This is a genomic window from Bradyrhizobium campsiandrae (assembly GCF_014529705.1).
GTDB lineage: Bacteria > Pseudomonadota > Alphaproteobacteria > Rhizobiales > Xanthobacteraceae > Bradyrhizobium > Bradyrhizobium campsiandrae.
Genome location: NZ_JAANIH010000049.1, coordinates 18,109 through 40,254 on the forward strand (window position 1 = coordinate 18,109; position 22,146 = coordinate 40,254).

Here is a 22,146-nt window from a genome sequence, read left to right on the forward strand (position 1 = left end):
AATTTGGCAAGGCGTTGCTGGCGCTCAAATGGCAGCTCGCGCAAGTCTTGCGAAGCTCGTCTTCGCAAGACTCGGGCGCGAAGGGCCCAAATTGGGCCGATCCGGCCATTTCTACTGTGCATGGGGTTGTTTTCGCGATTTCGCTGGTTGGGAACTCGGCAGTTAACATTGACATGACCTCCCGCCATGCCTTAAGAACCGCCCCATCCCGGGCGGCCGGTCCGCCAGCGGGAAAGATCTCATTTTGCCACATTCGCGCGTGCCGAAACGGTAGTGCCGAACACGGCCTTTCGAACGTTCAGGATTCTGCCATGAAGGTCCGTAACTCGCTGAAGTCGCTGCGCGGTCGCCATCGCGCCAACCGCCTGGTCCGCCGCAAGGGCCGGGTCTATGTGATCAACAAGGTGCAGCGCCGCTTCAAGGCTCGCCAGGGCTGATCTGCCGAAAGGCTGATCTGCCAAAAGGCTGATCGGCTAACGGCCACGACGCCGCGCGCGCCCCGCAAGACCACGGTCTCACACGAGTTTGACGCCGCCCCTGCTATGCAAGGGCGGCTTTGCGCGTTTAGACTTTCCCCATGACCGTGAGATTCCCTTTTGCACGCACGCTGTGCCTGGCCCTGGTTCTAGGAGCCGCTGGCTTCGCGCCGGCGCTGGCGCAAGATGATCCGGCCCCGCCGGCGAAGCAGCAGAAGAAGCTGCCGGAGCCGCCCCCCAAATTGCCCAAGGCGGACCGTACCAAGAATCTCGATTTCCTGTTCGGGGCGCTGAAGGCCGCCCCCGATGAGGTCAGCGCCAAGCATGTCGAGGCGCGGATCTGGGCGATCTGGCTGCAGACCCCGAGCGATACCGCAGCGCTTCTGATGGCGCGGGCCAAGGCCGCGGTCGACGCGCAGAAGGTCGATGTCGCGATCAAGCTGCTGGATTCCGTCATCAAGCTCCGGCCCGACTACATCGAGGCCTGGAACCGCCGCGCCGCGCTCTATTACGCGCAGAACGATTATGGCCGCTCGCTCGCCGACATCCGCGAGGTGCTGACCCGCGAGCCCCGTCATTTCGGCGCGCTCGCAGGCCTCGGCATGATCATGCAGGACGTCGGTGACGAGAAGCGCGCGCTCGAGGCCTACCGCAAGGCGCTCGCGGTCAATCCGCACCTGGAGAAGATCCCCGATCAGGTGAAGGCCCTGACCGAGAAGGTCGAAGGCCGCGACATCTAGCGGACAAGTTGATCATTTCCCGAATGATTGCAGCGCCCGCCGATTAACCACGATCGGAAGCGCCATGCCGCAAGGACTATTGTCGGCACTGCCGCAGGCCTACCTGCATGGCAGGAGCGAAAGCCATGAAGCGTTTGATCTTTGCTTGCAGCTTGCTGTTGGCGTCGGGAACGATGAGCCTCGCCGACGGACTGTTCTGGGTGGTCGGCAATCGCGCCACCGGCAAATGCAACATCGTGACCAGCAATCCGGTCATCGATGGCGACATCTGGTTCGGCGACGGCCCCTACAAGTCCAAGGCCGATGCCAGGCTTGCCCGCTCGACCATCCGCGCCTGTCCGGCGCTCACGCCCGACGAGGAAAAGGCCGAGGACGACGCGGGCTAGTGCAGGACGCTGGTGCCGCGTTCGGCGAGACCGCGGTCGGCGGCCGCGGCATAGGCCTTGGCGAGCTCGCTCTCGAGGTGCTCGTTGATCAGGAGCAGCGCCCGCACGGCACCGCGCAAGTCGCCATTGCAGCTTGCGACGATCTCGTCGATTGCGGTGTCGTTCGATCTGAAGCTCATCGAAAAATCCTCCGGTTCAAACCAGGACATTCTGCCGGTCCTTGCCGCATCCCCGAGGTTGCGAGGAGGGATCGGCGCCCATCCGCGCCTAGATGGCGGAACCGACCGTGGCGATTATATGGAAGGCGCGATGACGACTGCATGAAGCTGGTCCGAAGCTTATGCATCGTCGGGCGGGATGATTGATTCTGTTGGATTTTTCAGTTCTCTGATTGTGCACATATCCACAGGGGCGGCATTTCCTGTGGACGCGTCGAACGCCCTTGCGCGAAACCACCGCCGACGTCATCCGTAACTGCGATGTGCCCTGGATCGCCCGGACTCTCTTCATGATCGTGATGTCAGCCGTGACGGCGCTGGTGTTGCTGGCGCTGCTCACACAGGCCGGCGTTGTTGCCGTGCAACGCGCCTTTCCGCCCCAGGGCCGAATGATCGAGGTCGAGGACGCGACCCTTCACGTGGTCGACATCGGTCCGCGCGATGCCCGCCCGCCGATCGTGATGCTGCACGGCGCGAGCTCCAATCTTGAAGCGATGCGGCGTCCGCTTGGCGACCTCCTCGCCGAGCAGCACCGTGTCATCCTGATCGATCGCCCTGGCCACGGCTGGAGTACCCGCGCGCGGCAACAGGATTCGACGCCGGAGATCCAGGCGCGGATGATCGACGCGGCGCTCGGCAGGCTCGGGGTCGATCGCGCGATCTTCGTCGTGCATTCCTGGAGCGGCGCGCTCGGCGCACGGCTGGCGCTCGACCATGCGGAGCGCGTTGCCGGTCTCGTGATGCTGGCGCCGGTGACCCATCCCTGGCGCGGCGGCGTCGGCCGCTACAACGAGATCATCGCAACGCCGATGATCGGTCCGCTGCTCGCCTACACGATCACGTTGCCGCTGGGCTATTTCGTCACGGAGTCAGGTGCACGAAACGTGTTCCTGCCGCAGACGATGCCTGACGGATTCGTGAAGGACTCCGCGACGCCGCTCTTGCTGCGCCCGCGCGAATTCATCGCCAATGCCTATGATCTGGTGACGCTGAAGGCGGCGGTGGCCGCGCAGGCCGCGCGTTACGGCGAGATCACGCTGCCTGTCACGATCATCGCTGGCGAGCCAGACAAGACGGTAAAGACCGACATCCACGCGCGCCCGTTCGCAGCGGCGGTACCGAATGCCAAGCTGATCGTGCTGCCAGATCTCGGCCACATGGTGCAGAACGCGGTGCCGGAGCTCGTGAAGGCGGAGATCGAGACGATGATCGGTCACATCGCTCCGGCGCAGGCGGCCGCCGATTAGCGGCCGCCGTTCACCGCTTACTGCTTGATCTTCCCGTCCTTGTCGAACTGGGAGACATAGGTCCAGAGATTGTTGATCTCGGTGTCGTTCTTGATGCCGGCGAATGCCATCTTGGTGCCGGGGATCTTGGCCTTAGGGTCCTTGATGTATTCCTTGAACTGGGCCTCGTTCCAGGTGATGCCGGAATTCTTGTTCGCATCCGAATAGTTGTAGTCCGGCGCGGTGCCGGACTTGCGGCCGTCCAGACCGTTGAGCTCGGGGCCGACCTTGTTCTTGGCGCCCTCGCCGATCGCGTGGCAGGCCAGGCATTTATTGAACGACGTCTTGCCGGCTGCCGCGTCCTGCGCCATCGCTTTGGAAGACATGGCGGTGGAGGCTGCGGCAGTCATGGTGAGCGCAACCAGCGCGCCGAAAGTCAGTTTTTTCATAGGATGCTCTTCGTCTCTTTCCCGGGTCAGATTGAGGGTCGTGGTTTTGGCAGGTCCGGTGCTCGTGGACAAGCCGGGAAACCTTGGCAGGTATTGCGATAGCAGACTTGCCCCAGAGAGAACTTGCGCTGCAACAAATCAATGCGACCTTTGGAGGACCTGTTCAAATATGCTCAGGCATGATTGATTTGGCGGGAACAACTTCAATGCCGGACGAAGGTTTCGCAATATGGCCATCATGATGCCCGCGAGCGATCAGGCGGTGCTTGCGCGCCGCGCGGAGATCGTTGCCGCATTGCGCGCAATCGCGCCCGGCGAGGGCGTGATCGATACGCCTGCCGAGATGCGGGCCTATGAATCCGACGGGCTGACCGCCTATCGGCAGCCGCCGATGGTCGTGGTGTTGCCCGACACGACCGAGCAGGTCTCGCTCATCCTGAAATATTGTGCCGCTCACGGCATCAAGGTGGTGCCGCGGGGCTCCGGAACCTCGCTGTCCGGCGGTGCGCTGCCGCTGGAAGACGGCGTGCTGCTCGGGCTCGGCAAGTTCAAGCGCATCCGCGAGATCGATTTCGACAACCGCGTGGTCGTCACCGAGCCCGGCGTCACCAACCTTGCGATCAGCCAGGCGGTCGCGCATGCCGGCTTCTATTATGCGCCGGATCCGTCCTCGCAGATCGCCTGCTCGATCGGCGGCAATGTCGCGGAAAACTCCGGCGGCGTGCATTGCCTGAAATACGGCATGACCACCAACAATGTGCTCGGTTGCGAGATCGTGCTGATGAGCGGCGAGATCCTGCGCATCGGCGGCAAGGGGTGTGAGAATGCCGGTTACGATCTGATGGGCGTCATCACCGGCTCGGAAGGGCTGCTCGGCGTCATCACTGAGATCACCGTGCGCATCCTGCAGAAGCCGGAGACGGCGCGCGCGCTGATGGTCGGCTTTGCGCAAGTCGAGGCCGCCGGCGAATGCGTGGCGCGCATCATCGGTGCGGGCATTATTCCCGGTGGCATGGAGATGATGGACAAGCCGGCGATCCACGCCGCCGAAGCCTTCGTCCATGCCGGTTATCCGCTCGACGTCGAGGCGCTGCTGATCATCGAGCTCGACGGCCCCCAGATCGAGGTCGACGAGCTGATCACACGGGTCGAGACCATCGCCAATGCTTGCGGCTCGACCACCTGCCAGATCTCGAATTCGGAGGCCGAGCGCAATCTGTTCTGGGCCGGCCGCAAGGCCGCGTTCCCCGCGGTCGGCCGCATCTCGCCCGACTATCTCTGCATGGACGGCACCATTCCGCGCGGTGCCCTGCCGAAGGCGCTGGCGCGCATCCGCGAGCTCGGCGAAAAGTACCAGCTCGGCTGCGCCAACGTGTTCCACGCCGGCGACGGCAATCTGCATCCGCTGATCCTTTACGATGCCAACAAGCCCGGCGAGATCGAGCGCGCCGAAGCTTTCGGTGCCGACATCCTGCGCGCCTGCGTCGAGTTCGGCGGCGTGCTCACCGGCGAGCATGGCGTCGGCATCGAGAAGCGCGACCTGATGGGCGACATGTTCAGCGAGGTCGATCTCAACCAACAGCAGCGGCTGAAATGCGCGTTCGACGCGCAGGGCCTGCTCAACCCTGGCAAGGTGTTTCCGACCCTGCATCGCTGCGCCGAGCTTGGCCGCATGCATGTCCATGCCGGCAAGCTGGCGTTTCCGGATATTCCGCGGTTCTAGGTTTTGCGGAGAGAAGCACTTGCGATGCGAGCGCTTCTCTCCACGAGCGTTCACAGCAGCCCGTATTGCGCCCGCTCGCGCTTTGCCAAGAGTGGCAGCGCCTGGCCAGCGATGTAGGTCTTGAAGTGCGCGCTTTCCTGATGCGCCTTGAAGGCGGCCTCGTCCCGGAACAGCTCGTAGAACAGGAACTGGGCCGGATTGTCCTTCGCGCGCGAAATCAGGAACAGCTTGACGCCGTCCTCGCGCTGCGCCTCCGGCAGGAAGCGATCGAGGATCCCGGCAATTCTGTCGGCCTCGCCGGGCTTCGCCTCCCATTGCGCGACCACCAGCAGCCCGCCGCCATCGACGGCGTCGCTGATCGATTTCTGCGTGGCGTAGTGGTTCATGGCGGTTCCTCCTTGTCTGTCCCGATCGCATGGTCTCCAGTGCGATCGGCGCAGATTTGTAGCGACGGCCTGCCCGCTTTGGTTCGCCGGCGATCGAAGTGTCGATGTCGTGAACGCTTCGGTCGTGATCGAACTATTATTGCGGTCTGCGGCGCGTTCCCAATGCGCCGGCGAGCAGAGATGGCGTCACGTCAGATTTGATTTTGGCGGCGAATTTCGCTACCGCCTTCTCCCGTGGATACGCTCAGGGTCAGAGACGCCAAAGACGTCGAAGAGGTGGTGCGCGCGGCGATTGCCAATGAGCAGCCGCTCGAGATCGTCGGCCATGGCAGCAAGCGCAGCATCGGGCACGCGATGGCGACCAATGCCGTGCTGGATCTGTCCGCGCTCAATGCCGTCACGTCCTACGAGCCGAATGAACTGATCGTCACGCTGCAGGCCGGCGCGCCGCTCGCCGACGTGCTGTCGCTGATCGATGCCAAGAACCAGCAATTCGCCTTCGAGCCTGTCAATACAGCCCCGCTGCTCGGCACGCCCGTATCGGGCACCATCGGCGGCATGATCGCAGCAAGTCTGGCCGGCCCACGCCGGATCCGGGCGGGCGGGGTGCGCGACCATCTCCTGGGGGCGCACGCCGTCTCGGGCTTCGGCGACAGCTTCAAGACCGGCGGCAAGGTGGTCAAGAACGTCACCGGCTACGACCTCTGCAAGCTGCTTTCGGGGTCCTGGGGCACGCTGTCTGTCATGACTGAGGTGACGCTCAAGGTGATGCCGAAGCCGGAAGCCGAGCGGACGCTGCTGCTGCGCGGCCTGGACGATGCCGCCGCCAACAAGGCGATGACCGCGGCCCTCGGCTCGCCCTTCGACGTTTCTGCCGCCGCCCATCTGCCGACATCAGCTTTCCGGGCCAAGGCCGATGGGCTTGGCGACATTGCCGGTCAGGGCGAGGCGCTGACGATGCTGCGGCTCGAGGGCATCACCGCCTCGGCCAGCCATCGCGCCGGCTCCTTGCGCGAACTGCTGGCGCCATTCGGAACCGCGGACCTGATCGAGGATGCAGCCTCGGCTGCGCTGTGGGCCGTCATCCGCGACGTGCTGCCGTTCGCCGCAAACGGCGGGCTTGGCGCCTGGCCGGTATGGCGGATCATCTGCCCGCCGGCCTCGGGCGCGGCGCTCGGCACGCAATTGGCGCGGGAGACCGGCGGCGAGGTCATCTACGATTGGGGCGGCGGCCTGATCTGGGCGGCGCTGCCGCCGACGGACGATGCGCACGCCCCGGCCGTTCGCCGGCGGGCGGATGCCGTCGGTGGGCATGCCACGCTGATCCGGGCGGGCGAGGACGTCAGGCACGTTGTCGACGTGTTCCACCCGCAGGCTCCAGGCATCGCCGCCCTCAGCGAACGGGTCCGCGCCAGTTTCGATCCGAAATCCATCCTCAACCGAGGCCGATTGACGCGAGGCGCCACGGTATGAAGACCGAATTCTCGCTCGCCCAGCTTGCCGACCCCGACATCGCGGAAGCCGACAAGATCCTGCGCGCCTGCGTCCATTGCGGTTTCTGCACTGCGACCTGTCCGACCTACGTGCTGCTCGGTGACGAGCTCGATAGCCCGCGCGGCCGGATCTATCTGATCAAGGAGATGCTGGAGAAGGACCAGACGCCGTCGGCCGACGTGGTCAAGCACGTCGATCGCTGCCTGTCGTGCCTGTCCTGCATGACCACCTGTCCCTCCGGCGTGAACTATATGCACTTGGTCGACCAGGCCCGGGTCAGGATCGAGCAGCGCTATCAGCGGCCGCTCACCGAGCGGCTGTTGCGCCGCCTGCTCGCCTTCGTCCTGCCGGACCCACAATGGTTTCGCATCAGCATGCGGCTGGCACAGCTGGCCCGGCCCCTTGCCGTCTTCCTGCCGACCCCGCGGCCCTCGGCCACGCCAGGCCTGATCCCGCGCCTCAAGGCGATGCTGGCGCTGGCGCCGAACCAGCTGCCGGCGCAGGGTGCGTTGCCGGGCAGCGTGTTCGCGGCGCTCGGCAAGAAGCGCGGCCGGGTCGCGTTGCTCCAGGGCTGCGCCCAGCAGGTGCTGGCGCCGCGTATCAACCAGGCCGCCATCAGCCTGCTCACCCGCCATGGCATCGAGGTCGTGCTGGTCAAGGACGAGCAATGCTGCGGCGCGCTCACCCATCACCTCGGTCATGACGAAGATGCGCTGGCGCGGGCGCGCGCCAACGTCACGGCGTGGCAGAAAGAGGTTGCAGGCGAGGGGCTCGACGCCATTCTGGTGACGACCTCAGGCTGCGGCACCGTGATCAAGGACTACGGCTATCTGCTGCGCGAGGACAAAGTCTTCGCAGCCGATGCGGCAAAAGTGTCGACGCTCGCAAAGGACATCACCGAATACGTCGCCGGTCTTGCTCTCGCGCCAAGCATGCAGCAGGACAACATCGTCGTTGCCTATCACTCCGCGTGTTCGTTGCAGCACGGGCAGAAAATCACAGGCCTTCCGAAAGAATTGCTTTCCAAGAATGGATTCGTGGTGAAAGATGTGCCTGAGAGCCATTTGTGTTGCGGCTCGGCGGGGACCTACAACATTCTCCAGCCCGAGCTTGCGGGCCGGTTGCGCGATCGCAAGGTCGCCAACATCGCAAGCGTCAAGCCGGACATGATTGCCGCGGGCAATATCGGCTGCATGGTGCAGATTGCCAGTGGCACGTCAGTTCCGGTCGTGCACACGATTGAGCTTCTCGATTGGGCTACGGGCGGGTCGCGGCCGGCATTGAATCCGTCGCGCTGAGCTTTCGCCTTGAGGTGACGGCCGAAGGGCGCCCGATCGACCATTGTTCGGCGGCAACAGGAGGACCACGATGGCGAAAGCGAGCAAGAAGAAAAGCAAGAAGGCCAAAAAGGCCAAGAAGGTCGTAAGCGCAAAGAAGGCGACGAAGAAGGCGGCCAAGAAGTCGGTAAAGAAGTCAGCGAAGAAATCTGGCAAGAAGGCCGCACCAAAGAAGGCAGCCAAGAAGGCGGCGCCGAAGAAGGCCGTCAAGAAGACTGCGAAGAAAGCGGCTCCGAAGAAGGCGAAGGCAGCTCCCGCGCCGAAGCCGGCGGCCCCCATGGCCGCGCCGGCTCCAGAGCCTGCGGCCGAGACAAGCTGGGCGATGCCTTCGTCTTCTGCGGGACCGACACCGGGGGAAGGATAGGGTCGGGTCCGAGCTCGGACCAAGGCTGGACCCAGGGGCTGCTCCCAGACCTCATCGATCACAGGAAGGCCGCAGCGGCGATGCTGCGGCCTTTTTGCATCGCCACCCCGGTAACAGGAGGGTGCCCGTTTTTGAGTCAGTTGATTCGTGGCGCCTGCGCCACGGAGCTGTCGGCCTACGTAGTATCCCGGGGCCCGCTGTGCACTTTGGGGTGAAAATAATGTGATCGAGAAGCAACACCGGCCGACAACCTTTCGTGGAATCGTCAAAACGCCCAAAAAGTCGGCAGATGCCGGTGTTTTTTGCTTCCCGCTTTGCCTCCGTCCATCCAGATTGCCTCAGTTACGAAATTTGCAATCAGGTCGGGCCCCCGGGGGGCTTCCGGAGCTCGATCGGGGTTTAGAACTTGTGATGGGGATCGAAATGAAAAAAGTGACTTTGTTGGCAACGGCGCTGGCAATGGTGGCGGGTTCGGCTTTCGCGGCAGATTTGCACGTGAAGGCCCTGAAGGCTCCCCCGGCGCCCGCCTTCGATCCCTGGGATATCGCCTTCGGTGGCGCCCTGGTCAGTGACTACATCTTCCGCGGTGTGACCCAGTCGAACCACCAGCCGTCGGTCGCTGCCTATTTCGAGCCGCGCTACAACATCAACAAGGACCTCCAGCTCTACGCCGGTGTGTCCGCTGAGAGCATTTCCTTCGCCAACCGCGCCGCGGCTGAGGTCGACGTCTACGGCGGTATCCGCCCGACCTTCGGCGCCTTCGCCTTCGACTTCGGTATCTGGGGCTACCTGTATCCGGGCGGAAGCTGCGCCGACAACGTGCTCACCGGCGGCGTTCCCGGCGGCGGCGTTTGCGCCGTCAGCACCACCACGATCTTCCTCGCCGACGGCAACGTCATGAAGAAGAACGTCAGCTTCTTCGAAGGCTACGCCAAGCTGAACTACACCATCAACGACAACTGGGCCGTCGGCGTGAACGAGTACTACTCGCCGAACTTCCTGAACTCGGGTGCCTGGGGCAACTACGCTTCGGTGACCGCCAAGTATACCGCGCCCAGCACGGTGTTCGGCCCCTCGGGCGTCGGCATGTACGTGTCGGGTGAGTTCGGCCGCCAGTGGTTCGGCACTTCGGATCGCTTCTACGGCACCGGTCCGGGCACGGTGTTTGCCAACGGCATTCCCTACAAGGACTACAACACCTGGAACGTCGGCATCGGCTTCACCTACAAGGTGTTCACGCTGGATCTCCGCTACTCCGACACCGACCTGAACAAGGGTGATTGCAACGCCTTCACCAGCGCTTTCAACGCCACCGGCACCACCAACGTCACCCCGATCAACCCGGGCGGCGCTGGCTCCAACTGGTGCGGCGCGGCGGGTATCGCCAAGCTGTCCTTCGACCTGACGGCGATGACCAACCTGAAGTAAGACTGGTCCCGAGAGGACTGACGAGGGCGGCAGAGCAATCTGCCGCCCTTTTGTTTTGGAGGAGTGTGCGTGGGAGAACGGCACCGTCGCTGCACGCACCGTCATTGCGAGCGCAGCGAAGCCATCCAGAATCTATCCGCGGCAGCAGTCTGAATTGCTTCGTCGCAAGATCTCCTCGCAATGACGAGGTCCGAGTTGGGGGGCGCCTGGAGGCGATAGGGAAGCCGCCCATCCCGTTCTTGCGACGCGACGAGGGGCGCGGCCCGTGCCTCAGCGCGCCGCGCTCGGCTCCGGCTCGGCCGCCGCGTCGGCCTCGCCCAGGACGTGGATGGCTCCATCCTCCACCACCGTCACCTTGCGGGTGTGGAAGGCGTCGAGCGTCGAGCGATGGCCGATCGAAACGATCGTGGCTTGCGGCAGCCTGTCCGCCAGCAGGCGGTAGAGCCGGGCCTCGGACGGTTCGTCGAGTGAGGCGGTGGCCTCGTCCAGGAACAGATAGTCGGGCGCGTGCAGCAGTGCGCGCGCGAGCCCCAGGCGCTGCTGCTCGCCGAGCGACAGCATCCGATTCCAATGGCCGTCTTCGCTGAGCCGTTCGGCGAGGTCGGGCAGGCCGACCGCGATAATCGCATCCCGAACCTGCGTTGCCTGGAATGCGCCGGGGGCTGCGGGATAGATCACGGCGTCGCCCAGCGCACCGATCGGGAAATAGGGACGTTGCGGCAGCATCATCAGCTTTGCCTGGGCCGGCACCATGATGGTGCCGGTGCCGAACGGCCAGATGCCGGCGATGGCGCGGAATAGCGTCGATTTGCCCGAGCCGGACGGGCCGGTCACGAGCACGCGCTCCGGCGCCTGGATGGTGAAGCCGTCGGCTGCGACCAGCGGTTTGCCGTTGGGAAGGTTCACGCACAGCTTTTCGAGACCGACATTGCGGCTGCCGCCTGCCGCCTCGAGCTCGATCGTCGCCTCATGCATCGGCAGGTTTGCCGCCGTATCGACCGACATCTCGAACCCGTCGAGACGGGCGACGATCGAACGCCATTCGGCGATTTGTCGATAGTTCGCGACGAAGAAGGACAGCGCATCCTGCACCTGGCCGAAGGCCGAGCCGGTCTGCATCATGTCGCCGAGCTGGATGCTTCTGGCGAAATAGGCGGGCGCAACCACCACATAGGGAAAGATCGTCGCAGCCTGACTGTAGCTCGCCGTGAAGGCGGTGACGCGCTTGGTCCGGCTCATGATCGCATACCAGTTGCTGATGACCTGGCCGAAGCGCTGAAGCAGATGACCTCGCTCCGCGTTTTCTCCCTTCAAGAGTGCGATCTGCTCGGAGTTTTCACGCACGCGGAGCAGGTTGAAACGAAAATCGGCCTCGTAGCGCTGTTTCTCGAAATAGAGATTGATGAGCGGCACGCCGATCCAATTTGTCAGCAATGTGCCCAGCAGCGCGTAGGCGAGCGCGCACCAGACCAGGAAACCCGGGATGACGATATCGGTGCCGTAAATATGCAAGGGTGCCTTGTTGGACAGGCCCCAGAGAATGACGACGAACGAAGCCAGCGTCACGACCGACGACAGCAGGCCGAGGCCGAGGAAGAGCGTTTGCTCGACGAAGTTCGTGACGTCCTCGGTGAGACGCTGGTCGGGGTTGTCGGCGGCGTCGCCCTTCAGCTGCATGCGGTAATGCGTGGCGCCGTCGAGCCATTCGCCGAGATAGTGTTGCGTCAACCATCGGCGCCAGCGGATCTGCAGCCATTGGTTCAGATAAAGCTTGTAAACGGCCACGGCGACATAAGCGAAGGCAAGACCGAGGAAGATCCAGACCTGCATGACGAACTCATTCAGATCGTAGGCCTGGAGCGCGCTGTAGAACCGGTTCTGCCACTGATTGAGCAGCACGTTGATTGCGACGAGCGTCAGCTCCAGCGTGATGACGACGGCGAGCAGGCCGCGGCCGGCCCATTTGTCTTCCGATCGGAAATACGGGCCGGCGATTCGCCAGACGATCGCAAGCGTAGCGCAGAGGTTCTTCACAGAGCGGGATCTCCTGGTGGGGGCTGTGCGCAAATGCCTGCAGCCAGACCGTTGCGGCAAGGGCCGAAATCAGCGCGCTTAGACTAAAGTCGCAAAGTCTGCAATTAGCGTTGGCTTGTCCGGGCCGGCAACCCTAGCATGGGTTCAACGGCGCGGGGTGGGGGCCTCCGGGATTTCGCGAGCTTGTGAGCGGACGGGAACCGCCGCATTCGCGAGGAATTCGTGTCCGGCTCGGGGGTTATCGCTTGCAGCGTCAAGCAGGATCGGCTGTCCACGCGGGCCGCCTGCCTCACACATGCGTGGGGGAGGAAGACCATGTGGAATCAAATCTATGACCCGCTGCACAGCCCGGTGCTGTCCACCATCGCGGCGGCGATACCCGTCGTCACGCTGTTGGTCCTGATCGCGAGCGGGCGCGTTCAGGCTCACATCGCGGCCGTCATCGCGGTCATCGTGACCAACCTCATCACGATCTTCGTCTTCACCATGCCGGTGAACATGTCGATCCGCGCCTCGATCCTCGGCATCGTGACCGGTTTCTTCCCGATCGGCTGGATCGTCCTCAACGTCATCTTCCTCTACCAGGTGACGGTGACCACCGGGCGCTTCGAGTTGCTCAAGCGCGCGGTCGGGGGCGTCACCGAGGACCGGCGGCTGCAATTGCTGCTGATCGCGTTTTCGTTCGGCGCCTTCTTCGAGGGCGCATCGGGCTTCGGTACGCCGGTGGCCATCACCGGCGCGGTGCTGATCGGCCTCGGCTTCTCGCCGCTTGCGGCCTCCGGCCTGTCGCTGATCGCCAACACCGCGCCTGTCGCCTATGGCGCGCTGGGCACGCCGATCCAGGGCCTCGCCTCGGTCACCGGGCTCGATCCCTACATCCTGGGTGCGATGGTCGGACGGCAATTGCCGCTGTTCTCGCTGATCGTCCCGTTCTGGGTGGTGTGGGCCTTCGCCGGCTGGAAGGGCATGAAGGACGTCTGGCCGGCGGTCCTCGTCACCGGCGTGTCGTTCGCGGTCCCGCAATTCGTGATCTCGAACTACGTCAATCCCTGGATCGTCGACATCGGCGCGTCGCTGATCTCGATGGGCGCCTTGATTCTGTTCCTGAAGGTCTGGCAGCCCAGGCAGCTCTGGCTCTCGCCGGCGCTGCGCGGACGCGATGAATCGGCAGCGACCATGGCCACGGCCAAGCCAATCGACAAGACGCCGCTGACGCAAAGCGAGGTGTTCAGCGCCCTGCTGCCATGGATCATCGTCTGCGTCGTGATGCTGATCTGGGGCAACGGGGCCTTCAAGACCTGGGCGAACGGCATCTTTACCTGGAACTACGCCGTTCCCGAGCTGCACCAGATGATCAACAAGATGCCGCCGGTGGCGCCCGCGCCGACCAAGGAGGCGGCGGTGTTCGGCTTCACCTATCTGTCCTTCACCGGCACCGGCATGCTGATCGCGGCAATCATCTCCGGCGTCCTGATGGGCGTCGGTCCTGGCCGGCTGCTGGTTGAATACGGCCGCACCATCAGGCTCTGCGCGATCTCCCTGATCACGATCTCGGCGATGCTCGCGATCGGCACGTTGACGCGCCTCTCCGGCGTCGATGCGACGCTGGGTCTCGCCTTCGCCGCGACCGGCGTGCTCTATCCCTTCTTCGGCACGCTGCTCGGCTGGCTCGGCGTGGCACTGACCGGATCGGATACCTCCTCGAACATCCTGTTCGGCAACCTCCAGAAGATCACCTCGCAGCAGCTCGGTCTTTCGCCGATCCTGATGGCGGCGGCGAACTCGTCCGGCGGCGTGATGGGCAAGATGATCGACGCGCAATCGATCGTCGTCGCCTCGACCGCCACCAACTGGTACGGCCACGAAGGCACCATCCTACGCTTCGTGTTCTGGCACTCGATCGTGCTGGCCTGCCTCGTCGGCGTGTTCGTGACGCTGCAGGCCTATGTCTATCCGTTCACGGAGCTGGTCCTGAAGTAGCGCCACCCGGCTTCGACGAAATCCCCGCGGGACCCTCCCGCGGGGATTTTTGCGTGTTGAACAGACGAACCTTCTCAGAGCCTCTGTCGTCTTATAGAAGACCGGGCGAATCGGGTCGGTCGAGAGGTCTCATGGTGTCGTTGAAGCGGGTGGTGTGTGCGGCGGTCGCGGTGCTGTCGATGTCGGTTGCCGTGAAGGCCGAGGACGGCTTTCCCTTCGGCACCGAGATGACGCTGGAGGCCGTGCCGCAGCCGGGCTCGAAGCGGATCCCGAACATCGAGATCGGCGACAATGGCGAGGTCGTGCTCGAGCTCTGGTGCAAGGGCGGCAAGGGCCAGTTCTCGGTCGCCGGCAACACCGTGATCTTCGTCCCCGGCCAGATCCAGGATCGCTCCTGCCCGCCGGCCAAAGCCCAGGCCGATGACGAACTCGTCGCAGCGCTCGCCGCCGTCGAGACCTGGAAGCGCCAGGGTGACGTGCTGACGCTGATCGGCCCGAAGACGCTGCGGTTCCGGACGAACGGGAATTAGCTATTCCGTGTCCCGGGCAAGGCGCAGCGCGCAAGCGATGCGCCGCAGAGCCGGGACCCAGAGCCTATCCACGACTTCGCCTGCAGCTTCTGGGCCCCGGCTCTGCAGCGCTGTCGCGCTGCGTAAGGGGCACGGGAGCTCACGTCACTTCCACACCGACTTGTCGGCGTCCCAGCGCTGGCCTTTCAGCTCCCTGGCGAGCGCCTCGATCGAGCCGTTGTCGTCGGGCTGCTCGCCCTCCTCGTCGGTCGTCGCATCCTCCGACACGTTGAGCTTTGCGCCGGTGCTCTCGTCGGCCGTGGTGGTCGAGGGGCTGCCGATCCAGACCATCAGTTTGTCTGATGTCCCCGGCTTGTCGGCGGAGATGAGGCCGAAGACCTCGATCGTGTCGGTGAGCTCGAGCGCCGGGAAATCCTGGTTCGGCCGCTTGAACACCAGCTTGAGCTTGCCGGTTGAGGGGCTGAAGCTCTGCGCAACAGGCTTTGCCGCGAGTGTCTTGCTCAGCACGCCAGCCACTGCGGTCGCGAGCTTGTCGCGGTTGATCTTGTCGCCGTCGCGCCAGTCGGCGGCGGGCAGGCGGACGGTCCGGTCCATCTCGGCAAGGCCTGCGGTCCAGCCGGCGGCCGTAATGCCCGGCATCGCCTTGAATTTCGCGAGCAGTGCGGCCGCCCGCTCCGGGTCGACCGACATGTTGATGGTCTGCTCGCCGGCGCGCAGCGCGTCGCAGCCGACACTGAGGCTTGCCAGCGTCACCTCGACGTCCTGGCCCTTGAGGCTCTTCAGGAAGTCGGTCGCGGCATCGAGCTTGACCTTGACCGCGATCGCCTCCGGCGAGACTTCGGTGAAATCTTTCGGCTGCGGCGTAATGCCGTCGTCGGTGGTCTGGTTGTCCAGAAACTCCTTCTCGCTGAGATCGGCATTATCAGGCGAGGTCACCTCGGTCACGGTCTGGCCGATACCGATCTGGCCGCGGAACTCGAAGGTGTCGCCGGTCGGCTTGCGGGCAAGCTTGACCGTGACAGGCGCTTTCGCGCCGAGGCTCTGCGTGGTGCCGGTCAGCGTCTGGCCGGAGACCTGGAGATTGACGACGAAGCGGTCCTTGCGGTCGGAGTTCTTGGCAATGGGGTAGCAGACGTCGAGCACGGCTGCGGTGACCGTCTTGCCCTGCCGCGTCTCCTTCAGGATCACGTCGGCATTGCCGTCCATCAGGCCGTCGATCGAGGTGAAATAGCGCGTTTCGATGCCGCCGGGCGCCGTGGCCTTGGGCGACAGCTTCATCTGGGCGGATACGAGCCCCGGAGACATGACGAGCAGGGTCGCCAGAACAGCCGTTGGAAAAAGCGCGCGCATTGACGAAATCCTCAAATCAGAATCGGCGCGCCACCGTAGTGGCTTTTGGCCGTCGGTTGAATCGGAAAGCGTGCGGCATGATCTGCAAAAAAGAAGGCCGCCCGGAGGCGGCCTTCGCAACTTCGTCAGGTGAGGATGGGCTTAGAAGCCGCCCATGCCGCCGCCGGCGGGCATGGCGGGCGGGCCTTCCTTCTTCGGCATCTCGGCGACCATCGCTTCGGTGGTCACCAAGAGGCCAGCCACCGAGGAGGCGTCCTGGAGTGCGGTGCGCACCACCTTGGCGGGGTCGATGATGCCCTTCTCGATCATGTCGACATAGTCCTCGTTCTGGGCGTCGAAGCCGAAGGTCTCGGACTTGTTCTCCAGGATCTTGCCGACCACGATCGAGCCCTCGACACCGGCGTTCTCCGAGATCTGGCGGATCGGAGCTTCCAGCGCCTTCAGCACGATGTTGATGCCGGCCTGCACGTCGGCATTGGCGTTGGTGAGACGGCCCACCGCCTTCTTGGCGCGCAGCAGCGTGACGCCGCCGCCGGGGACGATGCCTTCCTGCACCGCGGCGCGGGTGGCGTTGAGCGCGTCCTCGACGCGGTCCTTCTTCTCCTTGACCTCGATCTCGGTCGCGCCGCCGACGCGGATCACCGCGACGCCGCCGGCGAGCTTGGCGAGGCGCTCCTGGAGCTTCTCACGATCGTAGTCCGAGGTGGTCTCCTCGATCTGGGCCTTGATCTGGCCGACGCGGGCCTCGATGTCGGGCTTCTTGCCGGCGCCGTTGACGATCGTGGTGTTCTCCTTGTCGATCACGACCTTCTTGGCGCGACCGAGCATCTTCACCGTGACGTTCTCGAGCTTCATGCCGAGATCCTCGGAGATCAGCTGGCCGCCGGTCAGGATCGCGAGGTCCTCGAGCATGGCCTTGCGGCGATCACCGAAGCCCGGCGCCTTGACGGCGGCGACCTTGAGGCCGCCACGCAGGCGGTTGACGACCAGGGTGGCGAGAGCTTCACCCTCGACGTCCTCGGCGATGATGACGAGCGGCTTGCCCGACTGCACCACGGCTTCCAGCACGGGCAGCATGGCCTGCAGGCCGGACAGCTTCTTCTCGTGCAGGAGGATGAAGGCGTCCTCGAGCTCGGCGGTCATCTTCTCGGGGTTGGTCACGAAGTACGGGCTGAGATAGCCCCTGTCGAACTTCATGCCCTCGACGATGTCGACTTCGGTGTCGAGCGACTTGTTTTCCTCGACGGTGATGACGCCCTCGTTGCCGACCTTCTGCATCGCCTGTGCGATCATCTTGCCGATGGCGGCATCGCCGTTGGCCGAGATGGTGCCGACCTGGGCGACCTCGGAGGAGGCCGCAACGGGCTTGGCGCGCTTCTCGATGTCCTTGACGACGGCGGCAACCGCGCTGTCGATACCGCGCTTGAGGTCCATCGGGTTCATGCCGGCGGCAACCGCCTTGGCGCCTTCGCGCACGATGGCCTGAGCCAGCACGGTCGCGGTGGTGGTGCCGTCGCCGGCGAGGTCGTTGGTCTTGGAGGCGACCTCACGCACCATCTGGGCGCCCATGTTCTCGAACTTGTCCTCGAGCTCGATCTCCTTGGCGACGGTGACGCCGTCCTTGGTGATGCGGGGCGCGCCGAACGACTTCTCGATGACGACGTTGCGGCCCTTCGGACCGAGCGTCACCTTGACGGCGTTGGCGAGAATGTCGACGCCGCGCAGCATGCGATCGCGCGCGTCTCCGGAGAATTTGACGTCCTTGGCAGCCATTGTCTGCAATCCTTGATGTATCGTGATGTGATGTCTGGTGATGCCGGGCGGAATGATGGATGCCCGGACCTGATGGTCCGGGCACGGCATTCAGCGGGCGTTCAGGGGAATGGCCTTAGGCCATCACGCCCATGATGTCCGACTCCTTCATGATCAGGAGCTCTTCATTGTCGATCTTGACTTCGGTGCCCGACCACTTGCCGAACAGCACGCGGTCGCCGACCTTGAGGTCGATCGGGATCAGCTTGCCAGCCTCGTCACGGCCGCCGGGGCCGACGGCGACGACTTCGCCCTGGGACGGCTTTTCCTTGGCGGTGTCGGGAATGATGATGCCGCCCTTGGTCTTTTCCTCGGCGTCGATACGTTTGACCACGACGCGGTCATGCAGCGGACGAAATTTGGACTTAGCCATGACGTTTCCCTTTGGAGGCTCGCTTTTCGATAAGCAGCGGACGTGGGTGAGAGCGGCGCTGCCGTTCTTCCTCGTCCCGAGGGTCGAACGGCGCGCTTAGCAATCGGTCTTTCCGAGTGCTAATAGTGCGCAGGGGATATGGCTTGGCTGCGATCCTGTCAAGCAAAGGTGGTTAAGCGATTGGTGAGGCGGATATAGGATGGTGGCATTGGAAACTTGTTCGGGGCTCCGGCGTATCAAAGGACGTCATTGCTCCGGCAGCGGTTTTGCGCTTGGCTGCGGGAGGGGTGCGGCCATGGTCTTGTTCGGGGGAATGCCATGATCAGTTCAGCTCACGCGCGCACGGTCGCCAACCTGGCCGCGGCCTCTTGCCTGGCATTGCTGCTCGGCGCCTGCGGCGGCGGCCTCAGCCTGCCGTCCTTCTCCTCGTCCCAGCCGGCGCCCGAGGCCGAGCCCGGTACCGCGCCAGAAATGCCGGCCTCGATCCGCGCCGACGAGATCGTCGGCCGCTGGGGCCTCGCCTCGTTCCAGAACCCGGCCGACCGTGCCCGCACCGAGGCGGCCGCGCGCGCCCAGTGCAAGAATCCCTACGTGATCGGCGCCGGAACGTCCGGCGGCGTGGTCATGCATCTGGCCGACCAGGCGACGCCCCAGGAGCTGCGGCTGAAGGGCTCGCCGAGCGGCAAGAATTATATCGGCCCCTCCGGCCCGACCCCGGGCGAGCAGGACCGCGAGATCGTCTCCTTCGACGGCCGCGTCATGATCACGCGCTTCGTCGACAAGGACGCCGCCACCCGCTACGGCAACATGGTCTATGTCCGCTGCGCGCCGCGGGCGTGAGGCGGCGTTCGGGCCTAACCACTCGTCATTGCGAGCGAAGCAATCCAGTCTGTTTCCGCGGAGGCAGCCTGGATTGCTTCGTCGCTTCGCTGCTCGCAATGACGAGAAACAAAAAACGCCGGCCCTCGGGCCGGCGTTTTGTTTACGTCTCCGTCGCGCTCGTTCAGTCGAACAGCGCGTCGATATCGTCCTGCGAGGCGTGGCCGGCGTCGCCGGCGAGCTTGGGGCCGTTGAGGAGCTTTTCGTCGTCGCTGCGGCTGTCGACATGGGCGGGCACATGGGCCTTGATCGCGTCGACGCCACCCCAGATGTCCATCATCGCATTGATATGCTGCTCGATGAACTTCATCGTGGTCATGACCTTGCTGATGCGCTGGCCGGTCAGGTCCTGGAAGTTGCAGGCCTCGAAGATCGAGATGACACGTTCCTGGATGTCGTCGGCGAGCCGCTTCTGCTGATCGATCGAGTCCACCTTGGACATGGCGCTTGCCGCCTGGTCGATCGATTCCGCGGCTTCGAGGATCTGCTGTGTCGCCTGTTCGGTGCCGCCGACCACCGCGCCGAGCTCGCCATTGACCTTGGCCATCTCGCCGCCGTCGAAGCTCTTGCCGTGCAGGGTCGCGATTTCGCGCTTGGTGCGGTCGATGGCGTCATGAATGAGATCGAGCTCGACCTTGAGCTTCTCGCACTGTTCGATCTGCGCCCGGTAGGTCTCGAGCATGGTGCGGGCTTCGGCGAGTTCATGCGCCGTGGAGGCGTCGATCGCCGCCATCGCTGCGCTGCCGGACAGCGGGGCAGCAACTGCGCCTTTCGCCATCTGTGCGCGGATCGCACGTAGCTCCGCCATGATCTCGCTATGCATCGGGCCTGCTTCTTCCGTCACGTCCAGAACTGGCATCTCGCCACCAACGATATCCTCGACACGAAAACGCTTGCGGTGAACAGCCATCAGGATACTCCCCCACCTCTTTCACGCGTCTTTGTAGGCAGAAGCACTTTAACACGAGGTTCACAGCGGGAACTGAGAAAGCGGTCGCGCACGACGGCGTGCAAACCGGCGATTAACCATGCGGCGCGCGCCTTCACCGAAAATAAACGCTGATCGCCGAATTGGCCCGTTGCTCGCGACGTGGTGAATCCAAACGCCCGATACGTTTACCAAACGAAACGGAGTTTGCTCTTTATTGACCACGTCGAGGACGCGATCAGTCAGCGCGTCCGGTGGCGAATGCAACGAGACGAAACAGTACAGAGTACGTCGATGTTCAAGAAAATGTCTGTGGCGCTGCTCGGCAGCGCTTGCGCCTTCCTCGTCGGCGCTACCAGCGCCAGCGCCTTCGACAATACCGTGCCGAACGATCCGCCCGCGGTGATCTACCAGCCGCGTGTGCCGCCGGCGCCGGTGCGCGTCGCCTCCAATGCCAATATGGGCGGCGGCTTCATCGAGTTCCTGTTCGGCGATGGTCCCGGTCGCGGTCCGGCCTATGCGCCGCAGCAGTCGATCTATCAGCAGCAGCCCGCCTACGCCGATCCGCGCCGCCTGCCGCCGACGGGCGAGCCGCAGATGCAGGGTGGATATCAGCAAGGTGGTTATCAGCAGGGCGCGAGCTACCAGCAGGAGCCGATCGATCCGCGGCAGCGTCCGTTCGATCCGAAATACGAGAAACAACTTGTTGACTATAGCGGCAAGGAAAGCGCCGGCACGATCGTGGTCGATTCCACCAACAAGTTCCTCTATCTCGTCGAGGGCAACGGCCGCGCGATGCGTTATGGCATCGGCGTCGGTCGTGAAGGATTCACCTGGACCGGCGTGAAGTCGATCACGGCAAAACGCGAATGGCCGGATTGGACGCCGCCGGCGGAAATGATCGCGCGCCGTCCCGATCTGCCCAGGCACATGGAGGGCGGCCCGGAGAATCCGCTTGGTGCGCGCGCGATGTATCTGGGCTCTACGCTGTACCGCATCCACGGCTCCAACGAGCCCTGGACCATCGGCACCAACGTCTCCTCCGGCTGCATCCGCATGCGCAACGAGGACGTCATCGATCTCTACGGCCGCGTCAATGTCGGCACCAAGGTCGTGGTGATGTGATCTCCTGACGCGCGACAAAAGAACGGCCGCCTCGATGGCGGCCGTTCTTGTTTGGCGCTATCGCGCAGCCTTATGCGTAATCGCTGCCGCCGTCGTCGCCGCCGCCGAAATCGCTGTCGTCGGCCATGTCGGTATTGCCGTTGTCGTTGTTGTCGTAGCCCGGATCGTCGTTGTCGCGATCATTCGACGTCTGGTCGAACAAACCTTGACGGGAATCCCGGTTCGATCCGATGTCGTTCAGGCCGGCATCGCGGGCGAGCGAGCTGTCGGACTGGTCGCCGCCCCAGGGGGTGCCACCACCACGTTCCTCGATGATGGTGGTGTCGCCAAACGCCTGATGCGATCCGCCGCCCATCATGCCGCGGATGCTGGAGAGCAGCAGCGAGCCGCCGACCACGCCGGCCGCGGCTGCCGCCGCGGTGCCCAGGAACGAGCCGCCGCCACCGCCGACCGGCGGAGCGCCGTAACCTTGTCCATATCCTTGGCCTTGCCCGTAAGCCTGACCATAAGGCGGCGGCGCGCCATAGCCCGGCTGGGCCTGCTGCATCGCCTGGCCACTGTTCCAGACCGGTCGGGAGTCACGCGGCGGCACGTTCGGAACCGAGCCGCGCGACTGGCTCGAACCGAACAGCGTGTCCCGCATGGTGTCGAGAAAGCCGCCGGACTGCGGCTGCTCCGGCGCATGGGCCGCTTCCAGCTCCTGGATGCGGGCATTCGCGCGCTTGAGCGCCTCGTCCTGCACCAGCGTGGTCTGTACCAGCGCATAGACGGCGCCGGGGGCCTTGCGCAAGCCGTCCGAAATTGCGGCGATCGCGTCGGGATCGCGCGGTGCATTTTCCAGTTTCGAAAGCCGGTCGAAAAGCTCGTCGACGAGCTGGCGTTCCTGCGGCGTCATGGTCAGTCTCCCT

22 protein-coding genes are annotated in these 22,146 nt (G+C 64.2%); 13 read left to right on the top strand and 9 right to left on the bottom strand.

Annotated elements, in window-relative coordinates; genetic code table 11:
• Positions 1-311: 311 nt before the first annotated feature.
• The 3 genes from ykgO (at position 312) to G8O24_RS29670 (ending at position 1,602) form a co-directional block, all read left to right on the top strand.
• A complete protein-coding gene (ykgO, locus tag G8O24_RS29660; protein WP_006611362.1) occupies positions 312-437 on the top strand; it encodes a type B 50S ribosomal protein L36 in 126 nt (41 codons plus the stop codon).
• Positions 438-577: 140 nt separating this feature from the next.
• Complete coding sequence (locus G8O24_RS29665; RefSeq protein ID WP_188105562.1) at positions 578-1,216, top strand: tetratricopeptide repeat protein; 639 nt, start codon at positions 578-580, stop codon at positions 1,214-1,216.
• A gap of 125 nt (positions 1,217-1,341) precedes the next feature.
• Positions 1,342-1,602, top strand: coding sequence for a hypothetical protein (locus G8O24_RS29670; RefSeq protein ID WP_188105564.1), 261 nt, complete (start codon positions 1,342-1,344; stop codon positions 1,600-1,602).
• Here the strand turns inward: G8O24_RS29670 and G8O24_RS29675 are convergent.
• On the bottom strand, positions 1,599-1,781 hold the full coding sequence (locus G8O24_RS29675) for a hypothetical protein (protein WP_188105566.1): 183 nt from the start codon (positions 1,779-1,781) through the stop codon (positions 1,599-1,601). The two genes, G8O24_RS29670 and G8O24_RS29675, sit on opposite strands and share 4 nt — an antisense overlap.
• Before the next feature lie 329 nt (positions 1,782-2,110).
• Between G8O24_RS29675 and G8O24_RS29680 the strand changes: the two genes are divergently transcribed.
• On the top strand, positions 2,111-3,067 hold the full coding sequence (locus G8O24_RS29680) for an alpha/beta fold hydrolase (protein WP_188105650.1): 957 nt from the start codon (positions 2,111-2,113) through the stop codon (positions 3,065-3,067).
• 17 nt (positions 3,068-3,084) lie between these two features.
• Here G8O24_RS29680 and cycA read toward each other — a convergent pair whose 3' ends face one another.
• The gene (gene cycA, locus G8O24_RS29685; protein WP_188105568.1) at positions 3,085-3,495 is read right to left on the bottom strand and encodes a cytochrome c-550 CycA; all 411 of its coding nucleotides are present in this window, start codon (positions 3,493-3,495) and stop codon (positions 3,085-3,087) included.
• A 229-nt stretch (positions 3,496-3,724) separates the two neighbouring features.
• Here cycA and G8O24_RS29690 point away from each other — a divergent pair, with 229 nt between their 5' ends.
• A complete protein-coding gene (locus tag G8O24_RS29690) occupies positions 3,725-5,218 on the top strand; it encodes an FAD-linked oxidase C-terminal domain-containing protein (RefSeq protein ID WP_188105569.1) in 1,494 nt (497 codons plus the stop codon).
• 50 nt (positions 5,219-5,268) lie between these two features.
• On the opposite strand, the gene G8O24_RS29695 is transcribed toward G8O24_RS29690, so the two are convergent.
• Positions 5,269-5,604 (bottom strand): putative quinol monooxygenase, encoded by a 336-nt coding sequence (locus tag G8O24_RS29695; RefSeq protein ID WP_188105571.1) that lies wholly within the window; start codon positions 5,602-5,604, stop codon positions 5,269-5,271.
• A gap of 234 nt (positions 5,605-5,838) precedes the next feature.
• Here G8O24_RS29695 and G8O24_RS29700 point away from each other — a divergent pair, with 234 nt between their 5' ends.
• The 4 genes from G8O24_RS29700 (at position 5,839) to G8O24_RS29715 (ending at position 10,227) form a co-directional block, all read left to right on the top strand.
• A complete protein-coding gene (locus tag G8O24_RS29700) occupies positions 5,839-7,077 on the top strand; it encodes an FAD-binding protein (protein WP_188105573.1) in 1,239 nt (412 codons plus the stop codon).
• Positions 7,074-8,396, top strand: coding sequence for a glycolate oxidase subunit GlcF (glcF, locus tag G8O24_RS29705; protein WP_188105575.1), 1,323 nt, complete (start codon positions 7,074-7,076; stop codon positions 8,394-8,396). Before G8O24_RS29700 ends, glcF begins: the two co-directional genes overlap by 4 nt.
• Before the next feature lie 70 nt (positions 8,397-8,466).
• Positions 8,467-8,799: a hypothetical protein gene (locus G8O24_RS29710; RefSeq protein WP_188105577.1), complete on the top strand. Its 333-nt coding sequence runs from the start codon at positions 8,467-8,469 to the stop codon at positions 8,797-8,799.
• Positions 8,800-9,222: 423 nt separating this feature from the next.
• Positions 9,223-10,227, top strand: a complete 1,005-nt coding sequence (locus G8O24_RS29715) for a TorF family putative porin (protein WP_188105580.1) — start codon at positions 9,223-9,225, stop codon at positions 10,225-10,227.
• A gap of 270 nt (positions 10,228-10,497) precedes the next feature.
• On the opposite strand, the gene G8O24_RS29720 is transcribed toward G8O24_RS29715, so the two are convergent.
• On the bottom strand, positions 10,498-12,261 hold the full coding sequence (locus tag G8O24_RS29720; protein WP_188105582.1) for an ABC transporter ATP-binding protein/permease: 1,764 nt from the start codon (positions 12,259-12,261) through the stop codon (positions 10,498-10,500).
• 315 nt (positions 12,262-12,576) lie between these two features.
• Here G8O24_RS29720 and G8O24_RS29725 point away from each other — a divergent pair, with 315 nt between their 5' ends.
• Positions 12,577-14,241 carry an L-lactate permease gene (locus G8O24_RS29725; protein WP_188105584.1) on the top strand — a complete coding sequence of 555 codons (1,665 nt, stop codon included), beginning with the start codon at positions 12,577-12,579 and terminating at the stop codon, positions 14,239-14,241.
• Between the two features lie 131 nt (positions 14,242-14,372).
• Positions 14,373-14,771: an META domain-containing protein gene (locus tag G8O24_RS29730; protein ID WP_188105585.1), complete on the top strand. Its 399-nt coding sequence runs from the start codon at positions 14,373-14,375 to the stop codon at positions 14,769-14,771.
• Positions 14,772-14,915: 144 nt separating this feature from the next.
• Here the strand turns inward: G8O24_RS29730 and G8O24_RS29735 are convergent, their stop codons facing one another.
• The 3 genes from G8O24_RS29735 to G8O24_RS29745 form a co-directional block, all read right to left on the bottom strand.
• A complete protein-coding gene (locus tag G8O24_RS29735) occupies positions 14,916-16,121 on the bottom strand; it encodes a hypothetical protein (protein WP_188105587.1) in 1,206 nt (401 codons plus the stop codon).
• 141 nt (positions 16,122-16,262) lie between these two features.
• The gene (groL, locus tag G8O24_RS29740; protein ID WP_188105589.1) at positions 16,263-17,894 is read right to left on the bottom strand and encodes a chaperonin GroEL; all 1,632 of its coding nucleotides are present in this window, start codon (positions 17,892-17,894) and stop codon (positions 16,263-16,265) included.
• A 115-nt stretch (positions 17,895-18,009) separates the two neighbouring features.
• Complete coding sequence (locus G8O24_RS29745; protein WP_014491914.1) at positions 18,010-18,306, bottom strand: co-chaperone GroES; 297 nt, start codon at positions 18,304-18,306, stop codon at positions 18,010-18,012.
• Between the two features lie 318 nt (positions 18,307-18,624).
• Here G8O24_RS29745 and G8O24_RS29750 point away from each other — a divergent pair, with 318 nt between their 5' ends.
• Positions 18,625-19,146: a hypothetical protein gene (locus G8O24_RS29750; protein WP_188105590.1), complete on the top strand. Its 522-nt coding sequence runs from the start codon at positions 18,625-18,627 to the stop codon at positions 19,144-19,146.
• Positions 19,147-19,309: 163 nt separating this feature from the next.
• On the opposite strand, the gene G8O24_RS29755 is transcribed toward G8O24_RS29750, so the two are convergent.
• Complete coding sequence (locus G8O24_RS29755) at positions 19,310-20,095, bottom strand: protein phosphatase CheZ (RefSeq protein WP_188105592.1); 786 nt, start codon at positions 20,093-20,095, stop codon at positions 19,310-19,312.
• A gap of 312 nt (positions 20,096-20,407) precedes the next feature.
• Here G8O24_RS29755 and G8O24_RS29760 point away from each other — a divergent pair, with 312 nt between their 5' ends.
• The gene (locus G8O24_RS29760; protein ID WP_188105594.1) at positions 20,408-21,238 is read left to right on the top strand and encodes a L,D-transpeptidase; all 831 of its coding nucleotides are present in this window, start codon (positions 20,408-20,410) and stop codon (positions 21,236-21,238) included.
• Positions 21,239-21,308: 70 nt separating this feature from the next.
• Here G8O24_RS29760 and G8O24_RS29765 read toward each other — a convergent pair whose 3' ends face one another.
• Positions 21,309-22,133, bottom strand: coding sequence for a DUF2076 domain-containing protein (locus G8O24_RS29765; protein WP_188105595.1), 825 nt, complete (start codon positions 22,131-22,133; stop codon positions 21,309-21,311).
• Positions 22,134-22,146: the final 13 nt, after the last annotated feature.